Origin of the sequence: Parabacteroides sp. MSK.9.14 (assembly GCF_019041495.1) — a bacterium.
GTDB classification, from domain to species: Bacteria; Bacteroidota; Bacteroidia; order Bacteroidales; family Tannerellaceae; genus Parabacteroides; species Parabacteroides merdae.
In genome coordinates this window covers 18,627-33,254 of record NZ_JAHPXO010000032.1, presented here as the reverse complement: position 1 = coordinate 33,254, position 14,628 = coordinate 18,627, and the positions used below count along the sequence as shown (strand labels likewise).

Here is a 14,628-nt window from a genome sequence, read left to right as displayed (position 1 = left end):
AGATAATAATTTCATTTATCAAAATGGCATAATTACCGTTTTTTCAGGCATAGATGTTTCGCCGGATTCTTCCGAACTTTGCACCCGTAATCAATAACAAGACATATAGTCATGAAAAAGACATCCACAGTACAATTGGTGCGCAATGCCACCTTGAAAATCAGGTATGCGGGACACACCATGCTAATTGACCCCGTTTTAGCCGACAAAGGCACTTTGATATCGGCCCTCGGTGTGAATAAAACACCGAGGGTACACCTCACCATTCCTATTCAGGATATTATCGGAGGCGTGGACATGGTGCTCCTGACCCACAATCACATCGACCATTACGAGCCGAGTGTCCCCACACATTTGCCCAAAGAAATTCCTTTCTACGTTCAGCCCCAGGACGCGGACGCCATCAGAAACGACGGATTTACAAATGTGATACCCATCGAAGAAATAAAAACAATAGACGGCATATCCATTTACCGCACGACCGGACATCATGGTTTCGGGCAGATCGGGCAGATGATGGGACCTGTATCAGGTTATGTGCTAAAAGCCGAGGGCTTCCCGACCGTTTATATAATGGGTGACTGCCGATGGGAAGCATGTATCCGAGACACCGTGGAACGGTTCAATCCTGACTATATCGTGGTAAACTCCGGAGGTGCAATCTTTCCCGAATTTTCCAAAACGGACGGTCCTATCATCCCCGACGAGAACGAAGTGATGCAGATACTTGACGAATTGCCTTCGCATATCAAGCTGATAGCCGTACACATGGATGCCATCGACCATTGCCAGACCACCCGTGCAATTCTGCGCAATGAGGCAACGCATCACGAAGCCGACATGAGCCGGCTGATTATCCCGGAGGACGGAGAAACAGTTGTGTTATGAGTGTCTGCATTAAATCCCTGATAAAAAACATGAACATAGTGGTAGGGTGCACTATAGGATGCCCTTACTGCTATGCCCGTAACAACTGCCGCCGTTTCCACATTACCGACGACTTTTCCGTGCCTGAATACATGGAACGAAAACTGCGCATCATCGATACGTCCCGTCCTCATGTGTGGCTCATGACAGGAATGAGCGATTTCTCCGATTGGAAGCCTGAATGGAACGCAGAAATTTTCGAGCGGATCAGCAGCAATCCCCAGCACGCCTATATCTTTCTGACGAAGCGCCCTGACAAAATCAGTTTCTCCTCTGACGACGAGAACGTATGGATGGGCGTGACCGTCACGCGCAGTTCCGAGAAAAGGAGGATTGATGATTTGAAAAAGAATATCAAAGCACGACACTACCATGTCACGTTTGAACCTCTCTTCGATGATATCGGCGAGATTGATTTCGAGGGAATTGACTGGATTGTCATAGGCACAGAGACCGGAAACCGAAAAGGAAAGTCATATTCGCGCCCCGAATGGGTGCTTAGCATTGCAGAACAGGCAAAGGCTCATGGCATACCGGTGTTCATGAAAGAGGATTTGCTGCCGATTATGGGCGACGAAAGAATGATTCAGGAATTGCCGGAACAATTTACCAGACGAATACAATGAATATGGATACAATAAAGGAAATAGATGTAAAGAGTGTAATGACCAAATCCTCTCTGCCGGTGGGAGGATATTCGGTCAACCCTTATGTAGGGTGTCCCCACGCCTGCAGGTATTGCTACGCATCGTTCATGAAACGGTTCACCGGGCACACCGAGCCGTGGGGTACGTTTTTAGATGTAAAAAACTGGAAGCCGATAACGAATCCTCATAAATACGACGGTGAACGTGTTGTAATAGGGTCTGTGACGGACGGTTACAATCCGTATGAAGAAGAATTCCACCGTACCCGAAGGCTGCTCGAAGAGCTGCGAGGAAGCGATGCCGAGATTATGATATGCACAAAGTCCGATCTTGTCCTTCGCGATCTCGACCTGTTGAAGAGTTTTCCCAAAGTGACTGTGTCATGGTCTGTCAATACGCTCGACGAGCAGTTCTGCGCAGATATGGACAACGCCGTAAGCATTGAACGCCGTCTGAAAGCGATGCGTCAGACATACGAGGCAGGTATCCGCACCGTATGCTTCGTCTCGCCCATATTCCCCAGAATAACAGACGTGAAGGCAATAATAGAGGAGGTAAAAGATTATGCTGATTTAATCTGGCTTGAAAACCTGAATTTACGCGGGCAGTTCAAAGGCGGGATAATGACGTATATCCGTGAGAAGTATCCTGACCTCATACCGCTTTACGAGGAAATTTACAATAAAAAAAGGCTTGAATACTGGCAGGCATTGGAGCAGGACATTTCAAATTACGCCAAGGAGCAGGGCTTCCCGTATCGTATAAACGATCTGCCATACGGACGCTCGGAAAAAGGCAAACCTGTCATCGTAAACTACTTCTACCACGAAAAAATACGATTGACAAAATGAGGCTATGCCGGACTGATGCAGAAAAGTTGTAGCGCGGATAAAAGCACCATGTATGTGGATAATATCCGGCAATCTTCCGAGCGTATGCGGGAGATGCTCAACACGCTGCTGGATTTCTTCCGTCTGGACAACGGCAAGGAGCAACCCAACCTTTCCCCTTGCAGGATTTCCGCAATCACGCATATTCTTGAAACGGAGTTCATGCCCATTGCCATGAACAAGGGGCAGACTTTGATAGTGGAGAGCCACACCGATGCGGTGGTTTTGACCGACAAGGAACGTATCCTGCAAATCGGCAACAACTTGTTGTCAAACGCCATCAAGTTCACGGATAACGGTAGTGTATCATTGGCAGCGGATTATGATAACGGTTTGCTGAAACTTATCGTTGAAGATACCGGTACGGGCATGACCGAAGATGAGCAACAACGAGTATTCGGTGCATTTGAACGTCTTTCAAATGCCGCCGCAAAAGACGGCTTCGGATTAGGATTGTCCATCGTGCAGCGTATTGTGGCGATGCTCGGTGGAACTATACACTTGGAAAGCGAGAAAGGCAAAGGGAGCCGCTTCACGGTGGAAATTCCCATGCAGACAGCCGAGGAACTGCCGGAACAGACAATTCAAGCGCAAATGCGCCATAATCATATCTGCCATGATGTGATTGCCATCGACAATGACGAGGTACTTCTCCTTATGTTGAAAGAAATGTATGCCCATGAAGGGATGCACTGCGATACCTGTACCAATGTTTCGGTACTGATGGAGCTGATACGAAAAAAGGAATACAGCCTGCTTCTGACGGATCTGAATATGCCTGAGATAAGCGGTTTTGAACTGCTGGAACTGTTGCGCTCATCCAATGTAGGCAACTCGAAGAGTATTCCCATAGTCGTGACAACCGCTTCGGGCAGTTGCAGCAAGGAGGAACTTATAGGGCGTGGATTTGCCGGATGCCTGTTCAAGCCGTTCTCCATATCCGAACTGATGGAGATTACGGATAAATGCGCATTAAGCAGCATATTGGATGAAAAGCCGGATTTTTCCACTCTGCTATCTTATGGCAATGAATCCGTCATGCTGGACAAACTGATAGCGGAAACCGAAAAGGAAATGCAGGCGGTCAAGGATGCAGAACAGCGTAAAGACCTCCAAGAACTGGACACACTTACACACCATCTGCGAAGTTCATGGCAGATTCTCCGTGCCGACCAGCCATTGAGGGAACTTTACGCCCAACTTCATGGAAGTGCCACTCCAGATGACGAAGCGATATGCAAAGCGGTGACCGGCTGTGCTGGATAAAGGTGCTGAAATTATCCGGCAGGCAAAAGAAGAAAGGAAAAATACGAAAATGGATAAAACAAGAATCATCGTGGTGGAGGACAATATCGTGTATTGCGAGTTTGTCTGCAACCTGCTGGCACGGGAAGGATTCCGTACCGTGCAGGCTTACCACCTCTCGACCGCGAAGAAACTTCTGCAACAAGCCTCAGACGGGGACATCGTGGTTTCTGACCTACGACTACCCGACGGTGACGGCATCGACCTATTACGATGGATGCGCAAGGAAGGCATGACACAACCGTTAATCATCATGACCAACTATGCCGAAGTGCATACGGCAGTCGAAAGTATGAAACTCGGCTCGCTGGACTATATCCCCAAGCAGCTTGTGGAGGATAAACTTATGCCTCTGCTTCATACCATCCTGAAAGAACGGAGTATCGGACGAAATCGTATGCCCGTTTTTGCCCGTGACAGTTCCGCCTTTCAGAAAATCATGCAACAGATAAGATTAGTTGCCCCTACTGATATGAGCGTGCTGATATTCGGAGAGAACGGCACGGGCAAGGAGCATATCGCCCACCATCTGCATGATAAGAGCAAAAGGGCAGGGAAACCGTTTGTGCCTGTGGACTGCGGTTCACTCTCCAAAGACCTTGCGCCCTCGGCATTCTTCGGACATGTCAAAGGCGCGTTTACGGGTGCGGACAGCACAAAGAAAGGATACTTCAATGAGGCAGAGGGTGGCACATTGTTCTTGGATGAGGTAGGCAATCTCGCATTGGAAACCCAGCAGATGTTACTCCGTGCCATACAGGAACGGAGATACCGCCCTATAGGTGACAAGACGGACAAGAGCTTCAATGTCCGCATCATCGCCGCCACCAACGAGGATCTGGAGAAAGCGGTCATTGAAAAACGTTTCCGACAGGATTTGCTGTACCGTTTGCACGACTTCGAGATAACTGTTCCGCCCTTGCGTGACTGTCAGGAGGACATCATGCCGTTGGCGGAGTTCTTCCGTGAGATTGCCAACAATGAATTGGAATGTAGCGTGACTGGGTTCGATGCGGAAGCCCGTAAGACATTGCTGACCCATCCGTGGCCGGGTAATGTCCGTGAGCTTCGGCAGAAGATAATGGGCGCGGTGTTGCAGGCACAGACGGGAGTTGTCATGAAAGAGCATCTGGAACTTGCCGTAACGAAACCGACCTCACCTGTCAGCTTCGCCTTGCGAAACGATGCGGAGGACAAGGAACGCATCTTACGCGCGTTGAAGCAGGCAAACGGAAACCGCAAGGTTGCCGCCGAATTGCTCGGAATCGGACGTACAACGCTGTATAGCAAGTTGGAAGAGTATGGATTAAAGTATAAATTTCAGCAATCATAGCCCGCAACTTGCCGAAAATAGAAGTAACGGTTAAACCGGATTATTCAGCGAAGATAAAAAACGTCCTGTGATAAAAATCATGGGACATTTTGATGTGTATCCGATTTTTATTGCTACTTTTGTACCAAGACGAGAGACATTGACAGCAACTCACAGCAGAACGTAGAAATAGACAGGGTTGCCAAATCATTACCTCATTTTTACCTTATCCTCAGAACTGCTTGCTAATAAAGTGGTTATAAAAATCTTCCAGAATTATGAAAAAATTGGAATTTTACGCATGAAATGCCGCTGGACATACGGAAGTGGACGTGTCCTGAGTGTGGTACACTCCACGACCGTGATGTAAATGCGGCGAAGAATATTTTGCGAGTAGGGACATCTACTCCGGTAAGAGACAATGTGAGTCTTGCCACGGCAAGCAGTTGTCGGTGACGACCGAATCCCGCTTCTTTAGGAGCGGGAGTATGTCAAATGTTCAGAACATGAACTGGGTTCAAAATACATAGGCTAAAGACAATTGCCAATACTTGTTGCGGGACTTGAAGACATTCCCGTCAAATATCTGGTCAATAGCATCATGCTTGTTCCCGAATCTGTAACGTGATGATTCAGTAAGACCGATATTGTAATAGCAGCTAAGAATAAGATGGTTCAACAGTTTGACACCACCGCCCAAATTCAACCCGACTTCAGTGGATCTCCATCCCATAGACGGCAAGTCTTTGTCCAGTACATCTACTGCTATATGAGCAAGTTCGCGTCCCCAGTTGTCTTTGTCTATTAAAAACGAGAAAGACGGGCCCAGCCCTAGAAACAGATCAAACATCGGAGATATACACATCTCCCACTTCACCTCAATCGGTATGTCTATACTCTGTGTTCGTATATCCGTACTCCGGCTGTTGCTGGTATTTGTCAACTTAACACCTCTCTGGGCATACAAGAGTGAAAAGTCAAAGGCAAAACCATAAAAACCGGTCTGGTACTGCAACATGGGGCCCACCTGGAATCCCGTCAGGCTTTCTTCCCTAATGTTGTCACGCACCCCACTAACTGATGCCTTATTGCCTAAAACACCACCCTTCACTCCAAAATGAAGGCCTTGGGCCAAGGTATCATTCACACCCACCCACATGAAGGTCAGTGCTACTAAAATGCTTGTTATCATTCTCATTTTCATCGAATTTTTTATGCAAATATATAATTCTTTACAAATGAAAAACGTCCTCCCTGGACGAATACTGATTTTAGCCCCAAAATACCACAAAACGAACCAAACGGGCGATCAGCCGATCGTAGCTTGTGCATTGATAAAATTGGGGTCCCGTACATTCACAAATCCAAATTGAGGCATACAGGTTTCTGCCCCGAATAATGAAGGTATATCGCGGCTTGAAACATGATTCTGGTGGACGACCGCCAATTTCGGTGGAATTTGGTGAATACAACCACTAAATTCGGTAATAATTAGAGGAACAGAAATTATTATGGACGATATATTTGGTTAATTGTGAATGATTTAGTATTTTTATTATTCAAAAATATCCAAAAGAATAACTATGAATATATTTACTGAACTTCCAATGAATGAAATTATACAAGGAATGTTGTTTATTCTTGAAATAATTGCAATAACAGTCCTGTTTTTCAGCATAGTCCATTGTGTTCAACTAACAACAAAAAGAACCTTTCTTAGAATAATAAGAATTACAATGATTCTACAGAACAATCACCAAAAGAATAACCATAAATTATTTGCGCCTAATAGTTACCATCATCCTCTCGCAAATTATATGTTCTTGCAATAGAATATCAAATTGTAAAGTTGATGTTGAACCTGACATTCAGGCATATAGTAAAGATTAACCATGTTTGGAAAGAGCCGTTATAAGATTCACGGCGTATTTATATACAAACAGTGAAGACAGCATAGAAAATAGGGCTGTACAAGATCATCTCTCTACTATTTTTAGCCACTCTCGTTGGGACACCTATTCTTTATCATAATGATTGCATGTGGATATAAAGGAGCTTGTAATTGATAGAAGCGAAAGAGATTCACTTAAGTTACAATAGTTATGAGCAAATCGATTGATATATTATATAGTTCACCGTTCCCTTCAACGAGAACAGGTGCATTGTTTAATGCCTTTTCGTATCCTACAAAAATCTCTCCTGAGGCAGAAGCGATTTTTATTGCATGCCATTCAAATATTGGTGATACAATATTTGATCCATTCGGAGGAAGCGGAACAACAGGAATTGCAACAATGTTGACCGATAGTCCAACAGAATCAATGCTTAAGAAAGTAAAAGAACTTGGACTGGAACCTATTTGGGGACCAAGAAAGGCTGTTGTATATGAGCTTAGTCCAGTGGGATGTTTGCTTGGTAGAGCCATGTGCTCGACTAAATCTGTTATTTTCAAAAAGTATACTGAAACTCTTTTGAAAGTAACATCTGACATATGCAATGAAGTCTATTCAATTGTAGATCCAGAAGGAAACATCGGATTGTTGCGTCATGCAATATGGAGCGATATTGTTGTTTGTCCACATTGTGGTATGGAAATTCCTTATGCACAATTAGCTGTCCAAGATAACCCTTTGACATTCAAAGAAGATTCACTATGTCCTCATTGTGGGGAAAGTGTTCATCTTGCAGATGCAGAGCGAGTAAAAGAAACTGTTAATGATCCATTACTGCATAGAGAGATTTCAGTAAAAAAACGCAGATTGTATAAGCTTTATGGAATAACAGGGAAAAAGAGATGGTCTCGTTATGCAACAGAGAATGACCAAACGAGCTATAACTCTACAATGGCAAACCGCGATATAACTTCTTCGCCTATTTACCCAATTAAATGGGGTGAACTGTATCGACAGGGTTATCATTATGGCATAACTCATCTGCATCACTTTTACACATCTAGGAATTGGTTTGTTTTTAACACACTATGGAGTCAAATATCCCAATATCCAGAAGATATCCGTGATGCACTCAAGATTTTTCTTCTTAGCTATAATTCTGCTCATTCTACATTAATGACACGAGTTGTGGCAAAGAAAAACAATCCAGACTTTGTTATCACTGGTGCACAACCTGGGGTTTTATATATCAGTGGACTTCCTGTCGAGAAGAATATTTTGTTTGGATTACAAAGGAAACTAAAGACTTTTGTTGAAGCCTTTGAAAAAATCGAATCTTCAAAAGGTGAAGTGCAATTTGTCAATGGTAGTAGCACAAATGTTCTTTTGGAGGATAACTCAGTTGATTACGTATTTACAGATCCTCCCTTTGGAGACTTTATTCCATATTCTGAAATCAACCAATTGAATGAAGCATGGATGGGCATTGTTACTGACGATGCAGAGGAAGCAATAATCAATCCAGCTCAAGGTAAAGCAATTGAAGAATATTCAAATTTAATGACCGCTGTGTTTGGACAGATTAGCAGAATCATGAAACCGGCAGCTTCTTGTACGCTGGTCTTTCATTCCGCAAAATCTGTAATTTGGAGGGCACTTGTCGATGCCTATAAGGAGGCTGGGCTGTCTTCTATCAAGGCTAGCATTTTAGACAAAGTGCAACCTTCGTTTAAGCAGACGAATTCAAGTGTTACGGTTAAAGGTGACCCTTTGATTCTTCTCAAAAAAGAGAACGAAAATGTTCAATATAATGAGTCATTTCAAGATGATAAGGAATTAGCTAAGTATTTAGTAGAACAAGCTCCAATGCCATATAACAAAGATGTGGCTGTCAAAACATTCTCTAAGTATATAATGATGTGTATAGAGCATAATTTTGTTATTACACTTGATGCTAAATATTTCTTTGAATATGCAAGTTGATAAGAAAAAACTACCTGGTCAATTTTTCTCAGGAAGTAAGATTGCCGATATGATTGAAACACTGGTTCCTTCACAAAGTGTTAACAGTGTAATAGACCCAATGTGTGGCATTGGCGATTTACTACAACCATATTGTAACGTCCATAGTGTTACTGGAATTGAGATTGATACACAATTGTTTGACACAATTTCCGAAAGAATTCCGTCTATTAACTGTATATGTGCCAATGCTTTTGCTGCGCAGACCCTTTCATGTTTAAATTACGAAGGCTATGATTTAGTTGTAGCCAATCCTCCGTATGTCCGTAAAGAACTTATTGGCAAAGCGGAAGAGACCAAATTTTCTCTTGCTGACATAACATGCAACTTACATTTCTTCGCAGATGAGTTTAACACATTAACTGCGAATGAAAAAGAAAGAGTACATAGAGCTATAGATGAAATATCTGGATTGGCAGATTTATCGATTCCATCATGGCTTCTATGTATGATGCTAGTTAATAAGACAGGACAGTTTGCAATTGTACTGCCTAATTCATGGCTTTCACGCGAATATTCGCAACCAGTATTAAGGTTGATTGATGAACTGTTTGAAGTCAAATATATCCTAAATGATGTAAGTGGAGTATGGTTCAAAGGGAATGCTTTGGTGAGAACTTCCATCATAATTGCCTCACGTCGATTTGCAAGCGAAACAAATACTATTATTGTGGATTTATATGAAAGCGCAATGAATGAGGAATCATTATTTGGTAATGTCACAAGCAATGCAAATTTCGCCAACTTCATATCAAAAGGTGACTCAATACCAAATGTATGCGAAATCAAACAACTTTCTACAAACACCATTTTTGGTGTGCAGACAGAAAAATTCAAAGAGTGTCTGAAATCTGTTTCTTCTGAAAACGAAGAATACGAATCTATGACTACACTGGAAGATGTTGGATTAAAGATTTCACAAGGCTTAAGAACAGGTGCAAATGGTTTTTTCTATTTGAAGCACGTAAGTGGAGATGTTTACCAATCGGATATTTCAGCTGCATTTATTCGTCACATGGATGGTATGTTTTTACCAGTTATCCAAGGGCAATCAGATTTGACGAATAGTTATACAGTTAAAGGAACACCTCCGACTGTATTATTGTATATTCAAAATTGTTTGACACAACAAGATTTTGATAACACAATAGAGGAACATAGAAATGGCTATGATCTTCTTCCTCAGGATATACAAGATTATATATCAGAAGCTAATTATCTAAAGATAAAAGGAACTTTAGTTCCGCAACTATCTTCTGTAAAAACGAATGTTAGCAAACCCTCAAAAGGCTTGCACAGATTCTGGTACATGATTCCTAAACTGAGAAGTCGGCATGTGGCAAAGGTATTTATTCCTCGCGTTAATAGTTATTCAGTATGTGCTTACAAAAGTGAGGTAAATAATGCTGCAATAGATGCAAATTTCTCAACAATTGATAATTCAAATATCGAATCTTGGACAAACAATGTTCTTATCGCTATTTTGAATTCGACTTGGTGTCAGATTCAATATGAGCAATTAGGAACAGTCATGGGTGGAGGTGCCTTAAAATTGGAAGCTGTCCAATTGAGAAAGGTAAAAATACCGAATTTTGCAGAACCGACATTAACAAAACTAAATAGATATGGAGAAGAATTGTGTCGTTCAAAGATTTCTGAGAGTTCGGAAATAATTAATAAAATTAACTTATGCTTGCTCATGTCATTTATAGATGACAAAGAACGGGCAAGACAGCTTTTAGCCGAATTAAAGCAAAAACTTCAACATTATAAAGAAGCAAGACAATGAGTTACATCTCTCAAACTAAAGAATTTATAGCCCAAGCAAAATCACTCATTGATAGTGGGGCTATTGAAGCAAGGGTAAGAGAAAACTTTGCATCATATCTGAGAACAATGTTCCCTCCTGATACTAAATGGGTGGATGATCGACCTCGTGTCCTAAAAAGCAATGGCAGGAAGAAGCAGGAAAAGAGAGGAGGTATTGGTATCTCCGAAGCCGCTAAATCGTTAGTTTTGCGGTAGTTCACTGACACATAGAACAGTCTCCGTTCTTCACCAAACGGATATTGATCACTCTGGGTAAGGACATAGTTCAGCACCGGATCGGCCCATTTGTCATCGGAGATGGCCCACAGCGCATAGCAGGTGCCGGCCTCGAAACAGGCCGCACGCGATGCCGGAGCCATGGCACACTCCTCGCCCATCAGCCTGAATACGGCTCCGACGTCCTTGGTGCAGCCGCACAGCTGCAACACGGCTCAGGCACAACAGGCAAAAGCCAGCAGGGTATTCTGTATTCTATTCATACGCTTCATCATCTATCTTTTTACCGCGAAAACTTCGCAATCAGTCAACACACACATCGGCGAGACACAAGTACCCGACCGTACTTCGTATGCCGCCGATGAATATAATAATGTGTCCCGCCTGCCTCTGACGGAGGAAAGAGAGAACACCATGGATGATACCAAACGTGAATGGAAACAAAAAATTGATGTTATTCCACAATTCGCATTCATTTTAATCCAATATATATGCACATAATCTAAATTTACCTACTAAAAAACATAGAATTGCAACAATTACAAAAAATACAAATATTTGGTATTCACAGAGATTATTCCTATTTTTGCAAATATTATAACCAAAACATTCATGAGAAAAAATCATCAGATATCACTTTGGGTAGTGTCACTTGTGCTGACAGTGGTCGCTTTCGCCTGCGTTATTTACCGGTCCGTCCAAACCAAAGAAGGAGGGACAGATAAACAGGCCCACACTCTTAAATTCCCAAAGGATTCTGAGAACATGGATACTGGTGGAAACAGTAAGTTCTTCATCCGGTACATTGACACGATAACACTTGACACCATGTACTTTGTCTGCCGGATAGACATTCACGGTGACACCATTCCTGACCAGATAGAAGTCAGATATGCCAACGACTCAATATGCTCCTACCAATACTACCTGAACAACAATGGGGACACTGTACTGTTGGACTATTCCAGGCAACAGGACCAGATTGCACAGCAGGATACGCTTGTATGGGAAAATGACTCCCTGTTCAACGAGGTACAGGATTCCATATTGAACGCCGATGAACAGAGACTAATCGAGGATGTCACCGAATATCTCGACCGAATCGCACAAAAAGGACTGGAGAAGGAAAGGACAATAGACAGTCTGAGGCGCGAAAACCGTGAATCGAAAGAATTGCGCGAACTTCTTAGGGACCCTGAAATACCGGATCTACCATAACGAAAACTATATACTTAATCAAAACCGAAACGTTTATGACTACCAAAAACATTATCAGAAAAGGCAAAAGGGCATGGGGGATTCTCTCAAGAATAGCTTTTGCCATCATGTTTACTCTCTGCTTGAACAGCTGCAGAGATTCTGATGAAGATGACCGGGCAATTAACAACAGAGCACTTGCCGATCACTCCACCTTGATTTATATTGTAGCGGACAACAACCTGTCCGACTACGGCAAGGACAGCTTCGAACGGATACAGAAGGCTTATTACAATGCCCCAAATAAAAAGGACGGGAACATATTCGTTTACTTGGACAATCACGACGAACTGCCGGCCTTATACTGGCTTGACCCGGAATATGGGATTACCCAAATCAGCAACTATCAGGAACAGAACTCTGTTTCCCCTTCCGTTATCAGGCATGTATGCACACAGGCATTCAACAGCGGCAGACGCACGAACTCTGTAAACTCCGTCATATTCTGGTCGCATGGAACGAACTGGTTCCCGGCACCGGACAACAAAGGCAGTCGCTCCTTCGGCAAAGACAATGCCGACGAAATCAACATCCCCGAGATGGCGGCGGCCTTGAAAGGTCTGTCCATAAACAACCTGATGTTTGACGCATGTCTGATGGGCAGCGTCGAAGTGGCGGCAGAGTTCGCCGGGATTGCGGATGTTCTGGTGGCTTCTCCTGCAGAGATACTGACCACCAGTTTCCCTTATCACACAATCATTCCGGCACTCTGTACTCCCAATCCGGATATGCACAAGATTGTGGACCTGTATTACGCATACTATAACTCACTCTCCGAACAATACAAATCGGGCATATTGACGGCAGTTGAACTCTCAGGCATAAACAAGCTGGCAGAGGAATTCGGACGGCTGAAGGCTGCATCCTATAGCGACGCCCATTTGCCTTCCATCACAGCAATGACATATGACCGCGAAAATGTTCACCTGTTTTTCGACCTCAAACAGTTCGCCCGGATGTGTCACGACAAGATTGCGGCTGATGACGAACAGAAAGCCGAAAACCTGCATGACAACTTTCTGAAGGCTTACAACGCTTGCAAGGTCTACACCAGACATACAGACAGATTTATGAGCATCAATTTGAGAGGGGCATGCGGCCTGTCTGTCTATGTTCCAGGACCCAGCATTGTTTCCGGGCTGGACGAATACTATCAGAACTTGGCTTGGTATAAATGGTCTCACTAAGATTCTGGAACATGGATATCACACTAACGATACAAATTGCGCCCGAAGGAGACAAAGAGACCAGGGATTCCGTCTATCAAGTTCTTGACGGATGGAGACAAGCATGCATGTCTATGAGCAACCTGATCATGATGCACCTGCTGACACAGGAGAACATCGCTAATATGTTCTACCTGACCGAAGGGACAAAAGTCAAGCTCGGCAACCAAGGGGAGAACTCCATATTCAACACATCACGCCAGAATGCGACATACAGGATTATGGCCAAGCACGATCTCCCGTCGGACATCATCGCAAACATCAACACCCGGACGGTAACGTTCTTCAACAAGAACAAAAAGGAGATATTCAAGGGCCAGATGCGTATCCCCTACTACAAGAACAACACTCCCATCCCGTTCTCCAAGCAAAGCATCTCATTCTATGCGGAGAAAGGAAGCCGGAGAATCTATAAGTTCCGACTTTTCAAGCATAGGTTCATCTGCATCTTAGGCAAAGACAAGGCCGGTTACAGTTACAGACTGGACAAGATTATCGAAGGTAATATATCCCACTGCAACGCCTCGTTGTACTTCAATAAGCATAACCGGAAATGGTTCCTGCTGCTGCCTATCCCTGTTCAGGAGGCAAGACCGACAGTTGATCCCGACTTGATATGTTATGCAGAACTGAATCCGGACATCCCTATCATGGCCACCTTTGGCAATGAGAATATAGGAATTGGCAATGCGGAAGAGTTTGAGTACCGGAGACAGCAGCTGAGCGAGAAGCTGCGAAGGCTCCAGATGGACTCCCGATTCTCACGGGGCGGCCACGGACGGGGACAAAAGCTACAGGCTATCGACCGGTTCAACGAGAAAGAAAGCAATTATGTGCAGGACAAGCTGCACAAGTACAGCGCAGCACTGGTGGGTAACTGCATTCGTAAGGGATACGGCACTATCGTACTGACCAAGACAAAGGGTGAAGCGTCCAAAGATGATACAGACAGTGAAGAGATAACGGCTCAGTACCGGTATTGGTCTCCCGGAGAACTGACCCGGCTGATAAAATACAAGGCTTCCATAAACGGATTGAAGGTCACGGAAGTCTGACAGATACAGTGTAGCAAATGAATACGGGTGGGCGCACACGCCTTGGCTG

General features: G+C 43.8%; 13 protein-coding genes and 1 pseudogene. 13 read left to right on the top strand and 1 reads right to left on the bottom strand.

Translation table 11 applies throughout. From position 1 onward, the window contains the following. The first annotated feature begins 111 nt into the window (after window positions 1-111). The 6 genes and pseudogenes from KTG12_RS15920 (at window position 112) to KTG12_RS15895 (ending at window position 5,537) form a co-directional block, all read left to right on the top strand. Complete coding sequence (locus KTG12_RS15920; RefSeq protein ID WP_004329300.1) at window positions 112-888, top strand: MBL fold metallo-hydrolase; 777 nt, start codon at window positions 112-114, stop codon at window positions 886-888. Beyond that, complete coding sequence (locus tag KTG12_RS15915; protein WP_004329299.1) at window positions 885-1,553, top strand: radical SAM mobile pair protein A; 669 nt, start codon at window positions 885-887, stop codon at window positions 1,551-1,553. Before KTG12_RS15920 ends, KTG12_RS15915 begins: the two co-directional genes overlap by 4 nt. Next, entirely contained in the window at window positions 1,550-2,425 is an 876-nt protein-coding gene (locus tag KTG12_RS15910) for a radical SAM mobile pair protein B (RefSeq protein ID WP_004329298.1), read from the top strand. Before KTG12_RS15915 ends, KTG12_RS15910 begins: the two co-directional genes overlap by 4 nt. Continuing rightward, window positions 2,426-3,787 (top strand): annotated as a pseudogene (locus tag KTG12_RS15905) (hybrid sensor histidine kinase/response regulator); the annotation flags it as partial. Further along, window positions 3,780-5,102, top strand: coding sequence for a sigma-54 dependent transcriptional regulator (locus tag KTG12_RS15900; protein ID WP_005775887.1), 1,323 nt, complete (start codon window positions 3,780-3,782; stop codon window positions 5,100-5,102). The pseudogene KTG12_RS15905 and the gene KTG12_RS15900, both read left to right, overlap by 8 nt. 285 nt (window positions 5,103-5,387) lie before the next feature. Further along, window positions 5,388-5,537: a zinc ribbon domain-containing protein gene (locus KTG12_RS15895; RefSeq protein ID WP_216945475.1), complete on the top strand. Its 150-nt coding sequence runs from the start codon at window positions 5,388-5,390 to the stop codon at window positions 5,535-5,537. Window positions 5,538-5,598: 61 nt separating this feature from the next. On the opposite strand, the gene KTG12_RS15890 is transcribed toward KTG12_RS15895, so the two are convergent. After that, window positions 5,599-6,273, bottom strand: coding sequence for a porin family protein (locus tag KTG12_RS15890; RefSeq protein WP_075967818.1), 675 nt, complete (start codon window positions 6,271-6,273; stop codon window positions 5,599-5,601). Between the two features lie 910 nt (window positions 6,274-7,183). On the opposite strand from KTG12_RS15890, the gene KTG12_RS15885 reads away from it, so the two are divergent. From KTG12_RS15885 to KTG12_RS15855, 7 genes are all read left to right on the top strand, one after another. Further along, entirely contained in the window at window positions 7,184-8,956 is a 1,773-nt protein-coding gene (locus tag KTG12_RS15885; RefSeq protein ID WP_075967728.1) for a hypothetical protein, read from the top strand. Next, window positions 8,946-10,784 carry an Eco57I restriction-modification methylase domain-containing protein gene (locus KTG12_RS15880; RefSeq protein ID WP_216945474.1) on the top strand — a complete coding sequence of 613 codons (1,839 nt, stop codon included), beginning with the start codon at window positions 8,946-8,948 and terminating at the stop codon, window positions 10,782-10,784. Before KTG12_RS15885 ends, KTG12_RS15880 begins: the two co-directional genes overlap by 11 nt. Next, window positions 10,781-11,020 (top strand): hypothetical protein, encoded by a 240-nt coding sequence (locus KTG12_RS15875; RefSeq protein WP_075967726.1) that lies wholly within the window; start codon window positions 10,781-10,783, stop codon window positions 11,018-11,020. The genes KTG12_RS15880 and KTG12_RS15875 overlap by 4 nt, the downstream gene beginning before the upstream one ends. Before the next feature lie 123 nt (window positions 11,021-11,143). Next, window positions 11,144-11,542, top strand: coding sequence for a hypothetical protein (locus KTG12_RS15870; RefSeq protein WP_122298662.1), 399 nt, complete (start codon window positions 11,144-11,146; stop codon window positions 11,540-11,542). Between the two features lie 111 nt (window positions 11,543-11,653). Beyond that, window positions 11,654-12,259: a hypothetical protein gene (locus KTG12_RS15865; RefSeq protein ID WP_122298660.1), complete on the top strand. Its 606-nt coding sequence runs from the start codon at window positions 11,654-11,656 to the stop codon at window positions 12,257-12,259. Between the two features lie 35 nt (window positions 12,260-12,294). Further along, window positions 12,295-13,485 (top strand): clostripain-related cysteine peptidase, encoded by a 1,191-nt coding sequence (locus tag KTG12_RS15860; protein ID WP_075967723.1) that lies wholly within the window; start codon window positions 12,295-12,297, stop codon window positions 13,483-13,485. A gap of 11 nt (window positions 13,486-13,496) precedes the next feature. Then, window positions 13,497-14,579: a hypothetical protein gene (locus tag KTG12_RS15855; protein ID WP_167369899.1), complete on the top strand. Its 1,083-nt coding sequence runs from the start codon at window positions 13,497-13,499 to the stop codon at window positions 14,577-14,579. The last annotated feature ends 49 nt before the right edge of the window (window positions 14,580-14,628 follow it).